We start from the raw sequence: 17,669 nt of genomic DNA on the forward strand, positions 1-17,669 counted from the left end.
TGACCGCTTTGGTCTCGCTCCTCACGGCGCTTATCGGACTTTCCGAGGCACTTAAGCAGCGTACGAAGCAAAAGAAGAGGGGTCGACGCCGTTAAGGCATTGACCCCTTGAACTAAGTAACGGCGCTGCCCAGCTATCACCCTTGGGCTGCCGTCGACTTTATTCTACCTACGGTTGCCAGGTTTAACAAATGAATTTTCAGTAATGGAGCCCCGGAGCCCGCTCGCTCAACCACCTGGCCATCGGATTAGCCGGATTCTGGGACACGCCTTCCGTCCCAGGCCTCTACCGGAAAATGCGTCCCACCCTGAGGCTCAATTCCGGAACACGGTTTCCGTTTGAAGCCCCGATGGGAAAGCGTGTCCCGTTCCGAGAGCTCATTCCTGGATGCAGTTTCCGCTAGAGATGCCACCGGGAAAGCGTATCCCGTTTTGGAGCCAAATTCCGGGTCGTAGTTTCCGCCTGAGGGCCGATCCGGAAACGGCATCCCATTCTGAAGCCGAAATCTGGGACACGCTTTCCGCCAAGGGTTGCAAAAGGAAAGCGCATCCCATTCCGAGCATCACATCAGAGCGCGCTTGGTTATCTCCGCTCGCACATCTCGGCAAACGAAATCAGCTTGGCATCTCCCCTGCTCGCCGCAGCTTCCTGACATCCTTGCGTAAAGCCACGCTTCGAGAAGATCACGTAGCTTTTATGCTGCCGCCTAAAGAGCTCGCTTCGGTACACGAGTTTTTCCAGAACATCCTCGCCCACCGGCTCATTGCGCCATTTGCACTCCGCAAACAGCGCAGTGCCCTCGCCATCGTCAACAATCAAGTCGATTTCTTCCTGCGTATGCGTGCGATTGTCCGTCCCCCACCAGCGTCCGACGCTCGCCGGAACCACATCGAGCTGGCCCGCGCGCGCGAGTTCGTACACGTATTGTCTGCATATAAGCTCAAAGACCGTACCCATGTAATCCGATACGTGCGGCTCAATGCGCTTATACGCCATCTCGGCCATATCGTTTTGAATCAGCCCAATGTTCTGCGGCACAAACTTGTACCAGAACCTAAACATCTGGTCGCTCAGCAGATACACGGCTCGCTTATTGCTCGTCTCGTTTAGGGGCAGCTCGCGCTCGACAATCCCAAGCGACGCCAGCTTATCCACATAGCTCTTTACGTTGCTCGCAGGGATTCCCGTAGAGCTCGCAATCTCCGAGATCTTCGAGCGCCCCTGAGCAATTGCTTGCACGATCGCATCATATTGCTCGGGATTGCGGCACTCTTGCAATAGCAGGTTACTCGGCTCCTCAAAGAGATAGCCCGTAGGAGTAAGAAAAAGACGTTTGATGTTGTCCTTGAGCGGTGCGACAGGATCGACTTTCTCGATATATGCAGGAATGCCGCCCGTCATGCCATAGCAAACCGCAGCGTCTTCGCGACTCATGCCCTGCCACAGGCCGAGGGTCGTCGTAAAATCGAGCGGCATGATCTTAAACTGGGCCGTACGCCTACCGTATAGCGGACTCTCGTAGCCCAACACCTGCTCTTCCATAAACGAAAGCGACGACCCGCACAGGATAAGCATAAGCTTGGTCTCTTTGTACAAGTGATCGATCTTGTCTTGCAGCAACGAGCTGATCTCGGGATTCGATTGGGCGAGATAAGGATACTCGTCGATCACGACAATCAAACGTTCCGTGCGAGCCATGGTAGCCAATGCATCGAACGCTTCGTCAAAACTACGAAACGACACGCCTGCAGCACCAACCGAGCCTGCAAGTATCGCCTGGCTAAAGCCGTGCAGGTTTGCCTCCGCATTGGTACGACGAGCTTGAAAGTAAATAGCCTTCTTGCCTTGGATGAATTCTGTGATGAGACGCGTTTTGCCCACGCGACGGCGGCCGTAAATCACAGGCATCTCAAAGGAGCCCGTGCCATACAGTCGATTGAGCTCGGACATTTCCGCCGTTCTTCCGATAAACATAGGGCCATCCTTCCTTTGCGTTATAGCTAGCTATATTATACCTTCCTATAATATAGCTAGCTATAACGCAATTCGACAAGCGGCGCACGAAAAAGGGCGATACACCGCCGCACGTGGACCGTTCCGGAAAATGTATCCCGTTCTGGAACCAAAAACTGGGCCGTAGTTTCCGCTAAGCATGCCATCCGGAAAGCGTGTCCCGTTCTGAGCCTGAATTCTGGGATGCACTTTCCGCTGAAGCTTCTACCGGAAAATGCATCCCATTCCGAGCGCTCATTCCGGGTCACAGCTTCCGCAGATACAAGACGACGATCCGCAGCCCTTATCACATGCCTTCAAATATGCGATCCAGAAACACAAAACAGCAGATAGAATGCTCTTTTTCAAAAAAGTACACGTTCCGAAACTTACCAAGACTTCATATCCAGCTACCGTTCACGGTCGCCGATTACCGCCCACCGATTCAAACAAGAAATATGTCGTCAAAAGCATGTCATCTACCTGCATGGTTAGATTATGGTCAGCTTTTGGTCAGCTGAGCGGCAAGTTCCAGCTGATACGTTTTTGCTACCCAAAAGGAGGCGGTAGCTCATGACCCATTGCAATGACCAGCTCATCGACCAACTGCTCACTCAAGCCGAACAAGAGGGGCGCTGTCTGATTCCCCCGAGCACGGCGATCCGAAAAGCGCTCCTTCGGCGCACCGGCGGCACGGTTGTCTCGCCCATGCCGGGGTTGTTTGCGCGAAAAACGCGCTGGGATGAACTCAACCGAGCGCAACGCCATTGCGAGATTATCCGCGCCCTTGCGATCATCCATCCCGATTGGACGTTCTGCTCGTTTTCGGCAGCTTGCCTGCTGGGGCTCGAGGTCTCGTGGCGACACCTGAACGTCGTGCATGTTTGCAGCTCGACAAAGCCGTCGGCTCGTCCGGGCGCACATATTCAGCGACACCAGATTAAGCCGGCCGGAGCAATACGCAGAGCCGGCATATCGGTAACGCCGCCCATCCAAACGGCCACAGATTGCCTGCTGCAAACTGGTTTTGCCGACGGCATGCCCATTGCCGATTCGGCGATCTCAAAGCTCGGCCTTGCGCCGGAACAGCTGATGGAGGCCGTTGAGCAACGAGCGACTGCCCGCAATGGTCGCGCGATTCGCACCGCCCTCACAACGCTTCAATATGCCGACGCCCGCGCCGAAAGCGGCGGGGAATCGGTCGCCCGAGCCGTCATGATCGAGACGGGCTTTGCGCCCGACTGGCTTCAATACGAGCTGACGGACCCCTTCGATTCGGCCAAGCCCATACGAACGGACTTTGCCTGGGAGCGCCAGGCACGGGAACTCACGCTGGGCGAGCTCGACGGGCTTGTCAAATATACCGACCAGACCATGCTGGCCGGACGCACCACCGCCGAGGCGCTCGTTGCCGAACGACAGCGCGAGGCGCACCTATCGCTCTACGGCCACCCTCTGCTGCGCTTTACCATGAACGAGGTCCGCTCGGCAGGAATGCTCGCCAAAAAGCTGCAGACGGCAGGCATCCGGCAGACCGCTCTACCGACATGGCTCAACGAGGTGGACCTGTAGGAGCTGCTAGGCCACGCATCGCCGAATCGCATCCCCCCTATCTGGGCCGCGTTTTCCCAACGGCCACGCCAACGGAAAGCGCGTCCCAGCCTGGACACTCAAAACGGGATGCGCTTTCCGGATGGCGGGCCTAGCGGAAAGCGTGTCCCGGAATCAGGTCTCGGAACGGGTCGTGCTTTCCGGTTGAGTCCTTCAGCGGAAACCGCATCCCAGAATAAACGCTCAAACTGGGATGCACTTTCCAAACGGCCGGCCAGCGGAAAACACATCCCATTCTGAGGCATGATTCCGGGACACAGCTTCCGCATGCGGAGGCGCTCCAAACAAAAGGCCCCGGCTCTCGATGGAGCTGGGGCCAAAGGCGCAGCGTATGTAGTTGATGCTCAGCGCGAACAGCCCATCAGCAATGACTGTCCGCGCCCTACCCTACCCGCGGTGACGGGCGCGGCTGTACGGCGTATCCGCCATGGGCAGATCCGGACGCAGCTTGCCGTCAAACGCGCGATAGGCGTTCTGCACGGCGGGCGCCGTGGGGATCGTTGCGATCTCGCCGATGCCCTTGCCGCCGTATGCCACGGGCAACAGTTCGTCCTTCTCCACGTAGATGGCGTGGATATCCGGAATCTCGGGCGCGCGGAACAGCCCGAGCGTGCCGTACCTCGCCTGGGGCACGCAGTCCTTGAGCGGCCAATCCTCGGTAAGCGCATAGCCCATACCCATGAGCACGCCGCCTTCGATCTGACCCTGGATGGAGATGGGATTGACCACCTTGCCGGAATCGTGCGCGGCATAGACCTCGCTCACGCGGCCGTCGTCGTCCAAAATGACCACATGCGTGGCAAAGCCGTAGCAGATGTGACTCTTGGGGTTGGGAACATCCGCACCCAGCTTGTCGGTCGGCTCCAGGTACACGTAGCCAAACTCGCATCCCTCGAGTGCCTTGATAGCAGCCGCGGGATCTTGAGGATACATACCCTGGCCGGCGACGAGTTCCTGCGTGCGCAGCTGATAGGCGCGACCGTCGTCGTACTCGATCTTGACGCCATCACCATGCGCACTCACGGGAGCATCGGGCGCGGGCTTGCCGGCCTCGATGTCAAGCATGGCGTCGCGCAGCAGGAAGGCGGCGCCGCGCACGGCCTCGCCAGTCACGACCGTCTGACGCGAGCCAGACGTGGTGCCGGAGTCGGGAGCGTTCTCGGTGGAGCACTCGCCATTGGCAATGCAGCTCAGCGGCAGACCGCAGGCCTCGGCAACGTCCTGCAAAAAGACCGTGTTGCAGCCCTGGCCGATGTCGGACGTAGCGGCGTAGACCACGGCGCGGCCATCCTCGACGCGAATCTTGCAGCGGCCGGCGTCGGGCAGGCCAACGCCCACGCCAGCGTTCTTCATAGCGCAGGCAATGCCGGCGTGGCCGGGATGCGCATAGTAGGCATCCTTGACCTCGAGCAGCGTCTCCTTAAGCGCCGTGGAGCAGTCGGCAATCTGGCCGTTGGGCAGAACCTCATCCGGCTCGATGGCGTTTCTGTAACGAATCTCCCACGGATCCAGGCCGACCTTCTCGGCCAGCAGGTCGATCAGGCTCTCGAGCGCAAACTCGGACTGGCAAACGCCAAAGCCTCGGTACGCACCGGCGGGCGGGTTGTTGGTGTAGTAGCCAAAACCGCGAATGTCGGTGTTCTGGTACTTGTAGGGGCCGACGGCATGCGTGCAGGCGCGCTCGAGCACCGGGCCGCACAGCGACGCGTAGGCGCCGGTATCGAAGTTGATTTCGCAATCCAGGCCGGTAAAGTTGCCCTCGGCGTCGCAGCCCAGTGTAAAGGTGCCGTCCATGGCGTGACGCTTGGGATGGAACGCGAGCGACTCGGCACGCGTGAGCTTACACTTCACAGGACGCTGGAACTTATATGCGGCGAGCGCGGCCAAGTGCTGGATGGACACGTCCTCCTTACCGCCAAAGCCGCCGCCCACGAGCATGGTCTCGACGACCACGCGCTCGGGCTCGTTGTCCCAGCCAAACATGTGGGCACACTCTTTGCGCGTGTCGTAGGCACCCTGGTCGGTCGACTGCACCTTGACGCCGTTCTTGTACGGAAATGCCACGGCGCACTCGGGCTCCAAGAAGGCATGCTCGGTAAAGGGCGTGGTAAAGCGCTGCGTCACGGTAAACGCGCTCTCCGTCAGCGCCTTGGCGGCGTCGCCGCGCGTCACGTGACGGCTCTGACACACGTTGTCCTTGAGCTCCACTGTGTTGCCAAAGGCAAAGAAGCTGTCGTGCAGGCGCGGGGCGTCGGCAGCCCTGGCCTCGACAATGTTACGCACGGGCTCCAGCGGCTCGTAATCGATCTTTACGAGCTTCTTGGCCTTCTCGAGCGTCGCCTCGTCCTCGGCGACCACCAGCACGATGGCATCGCCCACGCAGCGGGTGATATCGCCCGCCGCGATCATGACGTCCCAGTCCTGGATAAGGTGGCCGACCTGGTTGACCGGCACGTCCTCGGCGCGCAGGATGCCCACCACGCCGGGCAGGGCCTCGGCTTTGGAGGTGTCGATGGAGGGCACACGGGCGCGCGGATACTTGGAGCGCACGGCGCTGGCATAGGTCAGGCCCGGCTGATCGAGCTCGTCGATGTCGTCGGGATACTTGCCCTCGCCGAGCACCTTCTTGCGCACGTCGATACGGAAGGCGCGCTTGCCCACGCCGTAGTCATCGCCGCGCTCCAGATCCTCGTCGATCTGCTTTTCGCCGCGGAGCACCGCAGCGGCCAGCGAGATACCCTCGATAATCTTTTTGTAGCCGGTGCAGCGGCAGACGTTACCGCGAATGGCGTACTTGATCTGCTCCTCGGTGGGCTCGGGGTCCTCGGCGATGAGCGCTGCACCCGCCATGACCATGCCGGGGATGCAAAAACCGCACTGCACGGCGCCCACGGCGCCAAAGGCGTACACAAAGGCCTCGCGCACGTCCTGGGGCAGGCCCTCAACAGTCACGATGTTGCGACCGGCGGCAAGAGCAGTGGTCAGAACGCACGCCTTCACAGCCGCACCGTCCACATGGATGGTGCAGGTACCGCAGGCGCCCTCGGAGCAGCCATCCTTGGCGGAGTGAATGTGCAGGTCGTCGCGCAGGTAGCGCAGCAGCGGTTTATTCTCCGTCGTTGTGCGCTCGACACCGTTAACGGTAAAAGTGAATTCCTGTGCCATGGTGATTCCCTTCTACACGCCAGCGGCGATGCCGGTGCGGTCGTGGATGGCGCCATGCGGGCAGACGACGGCGCACATGCCGCACGACAGGCAATCCGCACCGTCGATATGGGCGCAGTTGTCCTCGATGCGGATAGCGCCGGCAGGGCACTTTTTGGCGCACATACCGCAACCGATGCAGCTCGTGTCGCAGATCTTGCGCGCAATGGCACCCTTATCGGTGTTGTTGCAGCGCACCAGGATGTTCTGGTAGCCGGGAACGAAGGCAATCACGCGCTGCGGGCATGCCATGCCGCACAGGCCACAGCCCGTGCACTTGGAGCGGTCCACGCGGGCGATGCCGTCGACCAGCGCAATGGCACCGTGGGGGCAGGCCGTGACGCAGGCGCCACAGCCAATGCAGCCTTCGCTGCAGCGGGCGTCGCCGCCTGCGGAGGCACAACCACTTCCGCAGGCAACGTAGGCCACGTTATGTTGAATGGATTTGGCCATAAGAGACTCGCCTATTTCTTAAGAAGGTACGAATAGTTGTCGCGCACAGCCCTGATGGTCAGGCGGACGGCCTCGGGAAGACCGGTGTTGACGGCATCGACCGAGACGGTGCGGACCGTGCCGGCGACGCGAACCTTAAAGTGGTCCTCGTCCACGGCCAGGAAGCCCTCGTTCTCGGAGTTCTCCATGTCCTCCTCGCTCCAGAACAGGGTGAGCTTGTCCTTGTAGGGACGACCCTCCTGGTAAGGGCAGAACACGGCGCAGTTGCCGCACTCGTTGCACATGCCGTCGACATGGACGACCTGATGCTTGGCCAGGCCCGGCACCTTAATTGCCACGTTGGCGCGGTTGGGGCACACGTCGCAGCAGACCTCGCACACCGAGCCGCAGCCCAGGCAGCGGGTCTTGGTGCAGTTGCGCTTGTCGCGGCACAGCGACCCCTTGCGCTCGTAGCAGGTGTCCTCGCGGCCGGCCTGAGCATTCTGGTCGGCGTACTTGTTAAAGTCCACGCCGGCGATGGCACGGGCAACCTCGGCGGCATCGGCGATGGCCTCGACCACGGTGGCAGGACCGCGACGGCAGTCGCCCGCAGCCCAGACGCCCTCGACGCCGGTGGAGGTGGCGGCAAGGCGGCCGCGACGGTCGTGCTCGACGCCCGCGGCATCGTACAGGCTGGCGTCGATGCCCTCGCCCACGGCGCAGATCACCGTGGTGGCGGGAAGCTCGACGGTCTCGCCCGTGGCGACGGGGCTGCGACGGCCGCTTGCATCCGGCTCGCCAAGCTCCATAACATCGCAGGTCAGCACGGCGCCGTTGAACGCCTTGGGCGCCAGCAACTCGCAGAACTCAACGCCGTCGGTAAGAGCAAGATCGAGCTCTTCCTCGTCAGCGGGCATCTGCTTCTTGGTGCGGCGATACACCAGGCGCACGTTCTTCACGCCAGCCAGACGCTTGGCCACGCGGGCCGCGTCCATGGCGGTGTTACCGGCGCCAATGACCACGACGTCCTCGCCCAGCTCGAGTTTCTCGCCCTTCTTGGCGGCCTCGAGGAACTCCAGCACGTCGAGCTCGGCACCCTCGCCTAGGCCCGCAGAGCCGGGCATCCAGGCACCGGTGGCCACGACCACGTCGGTAAAGCCCTGGGCCTTGAGCTCGTCAATGGAATCAACGCGAGCGTTGAGCCGCACCTTGGCGCCAAAGGCCAGGCAGAGCTCGGCATCGTGGGAGATATCGTCGCTCGCGATGCGGAACTCGGGAATCACGTGACGGACCACGCCACCGAGCGAATCGCGGGCCTCAAAGATGGTGACGGGCACGCCGGCGCGCGTCAGGAAGAACGCCGTCGCCAGGCCGGCCGGGCCGCCGCCGATAACGGCAACGTTGCGCTCACCGTCGTTGGCGATGGCCTGGGCGCGCAGCTTGGGCAGCACGGCGGTCATGGCCTCACGGGCGGCCTTGAGCTTGCTGGCGCGAATCTGGGCACCCTCGGGCTCGTAGAACGCACGCTCGCAGGCACGACCGCAGGGATGCGGGCAGATGGTGCCGGTAATAAACGGCAGGGCGTTGCGCTCGATGATGATGTTGAGTGCGTCCTCGTAGCGGCCCTCGTCAACAGCCGCCAGATAGGCGGGAATATCCTGTTGGATGGGGCAGCTCGTGCGGCACGGCGTGGTAAAGCAGTCGGAAAGCGGGCTCTTGCCGGCGACCTTGCGGTCGGGCAGCGGACGCAGCGGCTTCTTGTAGAGCGGGTTGGTGAGCGAGTCAGCCTGAATCGCGGTCACAGCCTTGAGAGAGACGCCCGCGAACGGCTTGCCGTTCAGATCGCCAAATTCGCCGGCCATCTGACTAAAGCGCTCGTAGCCACCAGGCTTGAGTACGTCGGTCGCCAGGGTGACGGGCCAAATGCCGGCATCGTACAGGGCGCGGATGTTGTAGACCGTGGCACCGCCGGAGTAACTGATGCGCAGCTTGCCATCGAACTGCTCGGTAATGCGACGGGCGGCCTCGATGGTCAGCGAGAACAGCGAACGGCCCGACATGTACATCTCGGTGGAGGGCAGCTCGTTCCTCGTCACATCGACAGGGAAGGTATTGGTGAGCTTGACGCCAAACTCCAGGCCGCGCTCGGCGCACAGGGCAATCAGGCGCTCGAACATGGGCACGGCGTCGGCCCACTGCAGGTCCTCGCGGAAGTGTGTATCGTCGAAGACGATGTAGTCAAAGCCCAGCTCGTTCAGGCGCTGACGGGCAAACTCATAGCCCAGCAGCGTGGGGTTGCACTTGATGTAGGTGTTGAGGCCCTTCTCGGTGATCAGATAGGTCGCGATGCGCTCGATCTCCGCCGGCGGGCAGCCGTGCAGGGTAGACTCGGTGATGGAGTTGGAGACGCGCGCCGGGATGGACTCGACAAACGCGGCATCGACATGCTCAAACTTGTCCAGGTTGGCAAGCGCCCATGTGCGGCACTCGTTCCAAACCTCGGAGCCGCTGGCGTCCTTCATGCCCTCGATGTAGGCGTCGACCTTGGGGCTCTTGATGCCCTCGAGGTCATAGCCCACGGACATGTTGAAGACAAAGCCGTCCGGGCTGCCCAGGCCGTACTCGCGAGCGATCAGGTGGCAGGCGAACCATGCCTTCACGTACTCGGCAAAGGCCTGCGGAACCTCGAGCTCGGTCGACCACTCGCAGTTGTAGCACTCGTCCTGCGCCACAATGCAGGGCTTGTTCACACACTTGGAGAGCTCCTCGCCGTCCATAACCTGAACGGTCTTGAGCTCAAAGAAGCGGGAACCGGCAACGTAGGATGCCACGATGTTCTGGGCCAGCTGCGTGTTGGGGCCGGCAGCCGGGCCAAACGGAGTCTCGATGCGCTCGTCAAAAATGGGAAGCGCGCCCTCCTGGTTGGTCGTGACCATCTTGCGCACGCCAAAGATGGCGTCCTGGGTCTTGTGCTCCTCGATGATCCAGTTCATCAGCTGCGAAAACGGGATCGGCCTCATGATGTCGCTCATAGTGAGCTCCTCTCTGTAACGCCCGGCGAGACCGCGCGGCGGGCGCAAATACGGCGTAGCGCTAGCACAGCGCCGGCGACCCCGCGGAGGTCGCCTATACGCGCGTCGGATGCGGCGAAACATCCGACGCGCGTGAATCTACTTGTAATTAGTACGTGCGATCGTTGAGCGTGCTCCAGAGCTTCTTGGACTCGGCCATGGTCCACGCGTTGATCTTGTCCTCATCAATGCCAACGAACTCGCGATCCTTGTACAGGACGCGGCCGTTGATGATGGTGGTGCGGCAGTTTTTGCCCATCATGCCAAAGAGCATGTGGCCGTCGATGTTCTCCTCGCTCAGCGGCGTAAAGGGCTTGTAGTCCATGACGATGACGTCGGCGGCAGCGCCGGCCTCGAGCACACCGAGTTTGCGATCGAAGTACTTGCTCGCCATCTTGGCGTTGTTCTCGAACAGCATCGTCATGGCCTCGCACCAGCCCACGTTGGGCATGGCGGCGTTGTGGCGCTGAATGATCAGGAAAACCTTAAGGCTCTCGAGCATATCGTGGGTGTAGGCGTCGGTGCCCATGCACACGGGGATACCGCGGCGGAAGAACTCGAGCACGGGGGCGCAGCCCACGGCGTTGCCCATATTGGATTCGGGGTTGTTGACGAGCCAGGTACCGGACTCCTTGACGATATCCATCTCGGCGGGCGTCACGTGGATGCAGTGGCCGAGCATGGTGTCGGGACCCAGCAGATTGTGCTGCAGCAGGCGCTCGACGGGGCTGATGCCACCGCGGTTGAGGCGGGAGTCCCACACGTCATTCATGCCCTCGCACACATGGATGTGGAAGCCGGTCAGGCCGTTGTTGGCCTCGGCCATCTTATCCATGGTCTCGTCCGACAGCGTAAAGGTGGCGTGACCGCCAAACATGGCGGCGATCATGTGGTTGTCGTTATCGCGACGCTCCTTGGCGGCCCACTGGGCAAACTCGGCGTTCTCGGCAATGGCCTGGTCGCATTTTTCCTGGCCGCGGCGGTCGGAGACCTCGTAGCACAGGCACGAACGCATGCCCAGCTCCTGAGCTGCATCCTTAATGGTAAAGAGACTGCCTGGGATCTCGCAGAAGCTCGCGTGGTGATCGAAGATCGTGGTGACGCCATCGCGGATGGAGTCAAGAATCGTGGCATAGGCGCTGGCCTTGGTGCCGTCGAGCGTCAGGTTATCGTCGATCTTCCACCACTGCTGCTCAAGATTCTCCAGGAAGTTGGTGGGGTTGCAGCCCTTAATGGCAAGGCCGCGGGCCAGACCCGAGTAGATGTGGGTGTGGCAGTTGATGAGTCCGGGCATGATGAGGTTGCCCTGGGCGTCGACGTACTCGGCATCCGGGTACTTGGCCTTGAGCTCGCACTCGGGGCCCACTTCGACGATCGTATCTCCGTCAATGGCGACCGCACCGTTGGGAATGAACGGGGTCTGAGCGTTGCGAGTAAAGACGGAACCGTTAGCGACCAGAAGCATGAATGCTCCCTTCAACATCAGGGGCGGGGTTTGACACCTCTGACATGGCGGAGTGCGAAGCGCCGGCCTACACCGGAAACGGGCCCTCTCCCGTCAACGCTTCACCAAAGGGACAAACCCTTTGAAGTGCGGCTTGGCGCCGCATGGCGTCGGCGGACGAGGCGATGCGCCCGCCGACGAATAGCACCGAATTGGTTACTTCTTGCTCTCGGGCAAGACCAGATCCACGGCAGCGTCCTTGGCAGCATCGATGTGCTGAGCCACGACCGGCGTCTGCGGAAGGATCAGGTTAAGGACAATGGCCATGATGGCGGTGGGGGTTACGGCATTGGAACCGATGACGGTGGACACCCAGGCGGGCATACCCTCGCCGGCAAGGCAACCGCTGGCCATCCAGATACCCAGGCCAAAGACGACGGAGGTGCCGACGATGGTGGTAGTGCGCTGCGTGAGGCCCTCGCGGGTGAACATGCGCACGCCGTTCATGGTGATGGTGCCAAAGACGCCGACGGTCGCGCCGCCGATAACGGGCTGCGGGATAGCGGAAAGGACGGCAGAGAGCTGCGGGAACAGACCGGCGATGGCAAAGACGGCCGCGATGATCACAAAGACCCACTTGTTGACGACCTTGTTGGAGCAGATGATGCCCACGTTCTGGCCAAGGGCGCTGGTGGGAAGACCGCCCAGCAGGCCGCCGACCATAGAGGTGAGGCCCTGGGACACGATAGCGCCGGAGAGCTCGCGCTCGGTGGGCATACGGTCGATGGAGCCCAGGCAGGCGGCGGAGACGTCACCGATAACCTGGATGGCAACCATGGGGAACACAACAGCGAGGGTAATGCAGACTTCGGGATCAAACTCGAGCGCGTAGGGCATGAGCTTGGGAAGGGCGAAGACCTGAGCGGTGGCGACGCTGGAGAAGTCGATCATGCCAAAGGGGATCGAAACGATCATGCCAACGATCATGCCAAAGAACACGGATCCCAGCTTGAGCGTGCCCTTGCCAAAGTTGGCGAGCGCAAAGACCACGGCGAAGGTGATAAGAGCGACGCACCAGGCCTGCGGAGTACCCCACAGCGGCGTACCCATACCGCCGGCCATATACTTGACGGCCGTGGGATACAGCGAAACGCCGATGGAGAAGATGACCGTACCGGTCACGACGGGCGGGAACAGCCACTTGATCTTGCTGTAGGCCAGACCAAAGAGGACCGCGACGGCGCCGCCGACGATCTCGCCGCCCAGCAGCGCACCAAAGCTAAAGCCCGAGGCACCCATGGCCTGCAGAGCCGGCAGGAACGCGAACGAAACGCCCATGACGATGGGCAGGCCGCCGCCGATGCGACGGAAGGGAGCGAAGGCCTGAAGGGCCGTATCGATCGCCGAAAGAATGAGCGCGACCTGGATGATGTCGGTGCTCTGCTGGCTATTAAAGCCGTAGACGCCGGCCATGATGACCGCCGGGGTAATGATGCCGGCAAACGATGCCAGTACGTGCTGAAGGGCACACGGGATCATTTCCTTAACGGGAGGCATGCCTTCGCGAGTGAACAGGGCTTCAGTGCCGTTCGTAACCGTCTCCTGGGTCATTTGACCACCAATCCTCGAAGTAGTTGTTTTCGCATCTAACGCTCTATTGTGACGCAGTGCGGGGTTGAGGTTGTGCCTTCATTGCATATCGTATTAAAGATGATTCTCATTCTCAATAATAATTTTTTGTTATCAGACTATTCTTCAGCTGAAATTACGCATTTCCGCAGGTCAGGAAAGTGTCTGGTCAAAATAACATCTAACATTTCTTTTGGTCAACCGTTTACCGCTAAATTCCTACCGTTCGTCTGCATTACGCAATGTACCTGCGGATATACGAGATGATGGGCAGCGTGTTACCATGAGAAAAAATTGTTATGAACATTTCCGATTTCACCCAAAGGAGTTGCCCGTGAACGAGACCGTACGTCGCTTTTTGCCGATGGTCGATTTTCTGGAGCAGATACTCGGCAAAAACAGCGAAATCGTGCTGCACGATTTCTCGGATCCCGACCACGCCATCGTCGATATTCGCAACGGCATCGTGAGCGGCCGCAAGGTCGGCGGTCCCGCCACCGATCTGGCACTCAAGATCATGCACGACGCCAAGTATCGCGACCTGCCGTTTATTACGGGCTACGAGGGGCGCGGTGCCGGCGGCAAGACGTTGGAGTCAGCGACGTACTTTATCCGCGAGAATGACGAGATCGTCGGTATGCTCTGCGTCAACACCGACCTCTCGACCGTGCGCTCCATCAACGCCATGGCGCAGCAGCTCATGGCGTGCTTCGACGCGGCGCCAACGCGCACGGAGCCCGCCCCTATCGAGGTCGAAAGCCTTTCGGAGTCCACACAGGAGCTCATCGACCGCAGCATTGCCGAGTTGCTGAGCGCGCGCGGGCTGGATGTAGCGTCGCTTGGTCAGAGCGACCGCGTGGACGTCATTCGCCACCTCAACGGTAACGGGGTGTTCATGCTCAAGGGCGCCGTGGCCTGCGTCGCCACCGCGCTGGGCATCTCGGAGCCCAGCGTCTACCGCTACCTGCAAAAAGTCCGCAAGGAGGGCTAAACGTGATCCCTTGGGGACGAAGGGAAACGGATCATTTTTGTCGCATCGCTTGACAAAAGACCCTGCAGCTCGCACGCGCTGCAGGGTCTTTTTGCATGTCATGTTTAGTTGTTACCAACACCTTAGAGAGCGGCGACAACCTCGATCTCGACCAGACCGCCAGCCGGAAGGGCGGCAACCTGGAAAGCGCTGCGCGCGGGGAACGGAGCCTCGAACTTGGAGGCGTAAATCTCGTTCACGGCGGCAAAGTCGGCGATGTCGGCCAGGTAGACCGTGGTCTTGACGACATCGGCAAACGTGGCGCCGGCAGCGGTCAGCAGGGCCTCGACGTTAGCAAGGGACTGCTTGGCCTGGGCCTCGACGCCCTCGGGCATCTTACCGGTTGCGGGGTCGATGCCCAGCTGGCCGGACAGGAACACCATGTTGCCAGTCTGGATACCGGGGGAATACGGGCCGATGGCTGCGGGTGCGTTATCGGAAGACACGACGGTCTTGCTCATGTTTTTCTCCTTACAAGTAAAAGGGAACGGGAGCGCGGCGTTCACACCGGGAGGCACAGTTCGGTCTGAACACCGCGCTTGATTGGGATAGTACTCAAGGTTTCCGCGCGATGCAAGATTATTATCACGTTGCGAGAATATTTTATCGTCCAACGGTTTCCCCGGACCGCTGAACGGTTCTCATGTGAAGCAGCCAGTCCAAGCTGCTGAAGACTTTATCCCGCTTAGAGCACGGGCATCGCCTGCCGCGACGGCACCACTATACTTTTGAGTATCTGAGCATTTTGAAAGGCAGGATATGACCGCAACCGCCAGTCGAACCACCAACCGCAGACCCGAGCTTTTGGCGCCCGCCGGAGGCCCGGAGCCCTTTGCCGCCGCGCTCGCCGCCGGGGCAGACGCCATCTACTGCGGCATGGGCAGCTTCAACGCCCGCCGCAAGGCCACCAACTTTACCGACGAGGCCTTTGAGCAGGCCTGCCGCGCCGCGCATCTGGCCGGCTCGCGCGTCTACGTCACGGTCAACATCGTCATCAAGGAATCCGAGATGAGCGATGCGCTGCAGCTCATCCATCGCTGCTCCACGCTGGGCGCCGACGCCTTCATCATCCAGGACTGGGGCCTGTTCTTTGAGGTCAAGCGCACGATGCCCAGCATCGAGACGCATATCTCGACCCAGGCAAACATCCACGACGACCGCGGAACCCTTTGGTGCCGCGAGCAGGGCGCCGACCGCGTGACCCTCTCGCGCGAGCTTTCCATCGACGAGATTGCCGCCATTCACGATGCCGCGCCCGATGTGGACCTTGAGGTCTTTAGCCATGGCGCCATCTGCTTTTGCTACTCTGGCCTGTGTCTGCTTTCGAGCTTTGCCATGGCGGGCCGCTCGGCCAACCGCGGCATGTGCGCTCAACCCTGTCGCCTGCCTTACGAGCTGATCGACGAGAACGGCCGCTCGCTCTCCCCTGCCGGTCGCGAGCGCGCGCTGTGCCCGCGCGACACCAACACTTCGCAGCTTGTTCGCCGTCTGTATGACGCCGGCGCCGCATCGCTCAAGCTCGAGGGCCGCATGAAGGCTCCCGATTACGTGTATTCCATCGTCGACGTGTATCGTCATCAGATTGACGATATGCTGGCCGATGTTTCGACCTCTAAGGACGAGGAAGCCGCCCGTCAGCGCCAGCTCAAGCGCTGCTTTAACCGTGACTTTACGCACGCCTACCAAGACGGCACCTCGGGTGACGAGATGATGAGTTACGAGCGCTCCAACAACCGCGGCCAGATCGTGGGCACGGTGCTCGGCAGCCGCCTGGCCAACCGCGATGTGCGCGGACTCAAGCCCGACGACCGCCGTCGCCGCGCCGCCATCGCCCGCATTGAGTTGTTTGAGCCCGTGGGCAAGGGCGACCTGCTGGAGCTTCGCCACGACGATGAGTTCGACCAGTTCCTGACCACCATCGCCGCCGATGATGCCGCTGCCGGCGATGTTATCGAGTGTCGCGTGCCCCGTAGCATGCCCGAGGGCTGCCGCGTGCGCGTGATTCGAAGCCAGCGCGCTATTGACGCTGCCAGCGCCGCGCTCAAGCGCGATGTGCTGCGCCGCCGAGCTGTTGATGTATCCGTCGTGGCGCGCCTGGGCGAGCCGTTTGCCGTCACACTCACCTGCTGCGACGACCCTTCGCTTACGGCCACGGCCACGGGCTTTATTGTCGAAGCCGCCAAGACCCGTGCGGTCGAGGCGTCCGATCTGGTTGAGCACGTCGGCCGCATGGGTTCCTCTCCCTTTGAGGCTGCGAGCTTTGAGGTGGCGCTCGATGAGGGCTGTGGCATGGGTTTCTCCGCCGTACATAAGGTGCGCGCCGCCGCTTGCAAGGCACTGGAAGAGGCCATTCTGGCGCCGTACGCGGAGCGCGCGAAAACGCTCGAGCTGCCGGCGATTGTCACCAGTGATTCCCGCCCCGCGCCCGAGCACTACCGCGACGAGCCGCAGATCTGCGCCACCGTCACCTCGCTCGAGGCCGCCGAGGCAGCGCGGGCGGAGGGTGCAACGCGCATCTACATGACCACCGACGCGCTCGATGCGGCCAAGCTCTCCCCCGCCGATACGTTTGAGCAGGGCATCGTACCCGTGCTCGATGAGGTCTGCCGCGCCGTTGGCCACGTCCGCGTTGACCCATGGGTTGTTGCTGGCGCCACGGTCGCTATTGGCAACATCTCTGAGCTTGCCCTGGCCGCCCAGGTTGGCGCCACGGCCGAGATTCGCTCTTGCCTGCCGGTGCACAACACGCCCTGCATGGAGGCACTCGCCGAACGCGGAGCCGGCGCGTTTTGGCTCTCGCCCGAGATCACGCTCGACGAGATTGTCTCGCTCGGCGCCGCCGCGCCCGCGGCTCTGGGCATCACCGTCTTTGGCCGCCCGCGCGTCATGACAAGCGAGCATTGCATTCTGCAGGTTGCCAACGGTTGCATCCACGATTGTGCCAGCTGCCGCCTGCGTGCCCGTAAGCTCTCGCTCAAGAATATCGACGGAAAGGTCATGCCCGTCCGCACCGACATCCACGGCCGCTCTCGCCTGTACGACGCCTACCCCATCGACCTCACACCGCAGGTTCCACAGCTGCTCGACGCCGGCGTGCGCCGTCTCATGGTGGACGGAACGCTGCTCGAGACGGATGAGGTGGGCCGTGCCGTCGCCCGCGTCCGTCGCGCCGTTGAGGCCGCGCAGGCCGGTCGCAAGCCCGCCGCCCGCCTACGCGGGGCGACCTCGGGCTGCATGTTTGTGGGAATTAGCTAAC

The 17,669-nt window shown here is 61.5% G+C and carries 10 protein-coding genes; 3 read left to right on the forward strand and 7 right to left on the reverse strand.

Features of this window, described 5'->3' with window-relative positions; translation table 11 throughout:
• Positions 1-582: 582 nt before the first annotated feature.
• Positions 583-1,974, reverse strand: coding sequence for an ATP-binding protein (locus tag AAAX31_RS01195; protein WP_349075904.1), 1,392 nt, complete (start codon positions 1,972-1,974; stop codon positions 583-585).
• 591 nt (positions 1,975-2,565) lie between these two features.
• On the opposite strand from AAAX31_RS01195, the gene AAAX31_RS01200 reads away from it, so the two are divergent.
• Complete coding sequence (locus AAAX31_RS01200) at positions 2,566-3,564, forward strand: hypothetical protein (RefSeq protein ID WP_349075905.1); 999 nt, start codon at positions 2,566-2,568, stop codon at positions 3,562-3,564.
• Positions 3,565-3,990: 426 nt separating this feature from the next.
• On the opposite strand, the gene xdh is transcribed toward AAAX31_RS01200, so the two are convergent.
• From xdh to AAAX31_RS01225, 5 genes are all read right to left on the reverse strand, one after another.
• Positions 3,991-6,768 (reverse strand): selenium-dependent xanthine dehydrogenase, encoded by a 2,778-nt coding sequence (gene xdh, locus AAAX31_RS01205; protein WP_349075907.1) that lies wholly within the window; start codon positions 6,766-6,768, stop codon positions 3,991-3,993.
• 12 nt (positions 6,769-6,780) lie between these two features.
• A complete protein-coding gene (locus AAAX31_RS01210; RefSeq protein WP_055252516.1) occupies positions 6,781-7,260 on the reverse strand; it encodes a 4Fe-4S binding protein in 480 nt (159 codons plus the stop codon).
• An 11-nt stretch (positions 7,261-7,271) separates the two neighbouring features.
• Positions 7,272-10,271 carry a putative selenate reductase subunit YgfK gene (gene ygfK, locus AAAX31_RS01215; RefSeq protein ID WP_349075909.1) on the reverse strand — a complete coding sequence of 1,000 codons (3,000 nt, stop codon included), beginning with the start codon at positions 10,269-10,271 and terminating at the stop codon, positions 7,272-7,274.
• A 148-nt stretch (positions 10,272-10,419) separates the two neighbouring features.
• The gene (gene ssnA / locus AAAX31_RS01220; RefSeq protein WP_195569018.1) at positions 10,420-11,775 is read right to left on the reverse strand and encodes a putative aminohydrolase SsnA; all 1,356 of its coding nucleotides are present in this window, start codon (positions 11,773-11,775) and stop codon (positions 10,420-10,422) included.
• 195 nt (positions 11,776-11,970) lie between these two features.
• Entirely contained in the window at positions 11,971-13,365 is a 1,395-nt protein-coding gene (locus AAAX31_RS01225) for a solute carrier family 23 protein (RefSeq protein ID WP_055285183.1), read from the reverse strand.
• Between the two features lie 352 nt (positions 13,366-13,717).
• Here AAAX31_RS01225 and AAAX31_RS01230 point away from each other — a divergent pair, with 352 nt between their 5' ends.
• Positions 13,718-14,374 carry a PAS domain-containing protein gene (locus AAAX31_RS01230; RefSeq protein ID WP_349075911.1) on the forward strand — a complete coding sequence of 219 codons (657 nt, stop codon included), beginning with the start codon at positions 13,718-13,720 and terminating at the stop codon, positions 14,372-14,374.
• 122 nt (positions 14,375-14,496) lie between these two features.
• Here AAAX31_RS01230 and AAAX31_RS01235 read toward each other — a convergent pair whose 3' ends face one another.
• Positions 14,497-14,874: a RidA family protein gene (locus tag AAAX31_RS01235; protein ID WP_035137477.1), complete on the reverse strand. Its 378-nt coding sequence runs from the start codon at positions 14,872-14,874 to the stop codon at positions 14,497-14,499.
• A gap of 298 nt (positions 14,875-15,172) precedes the next feature.
• Here AAAX31_RS01235 and AAAX31_RS01240 point away from each other — a divergent pair, with 298 nt between their 5' ends.
• Entirely contained in the window at positions 15,173-17,668 is a 2,496-nt protein-coding gene (locus AAAX31_RS01240; RefSeq protein ID WP_349075913.1) for a U32 family peptidase, read from the forward strand.
• Position 17,669 lies beyond the last annotated feature (1 nt).

Origin of the sequence: Collinsella sp. CLA-ER-H5 (assembly GCF_040092375.1) — a bacterium.
GTDB lineage: Bacteria > Actinomycetota > Coriobacteriia > Coriobacteriales > Coriobacteriaceae > Collinsella.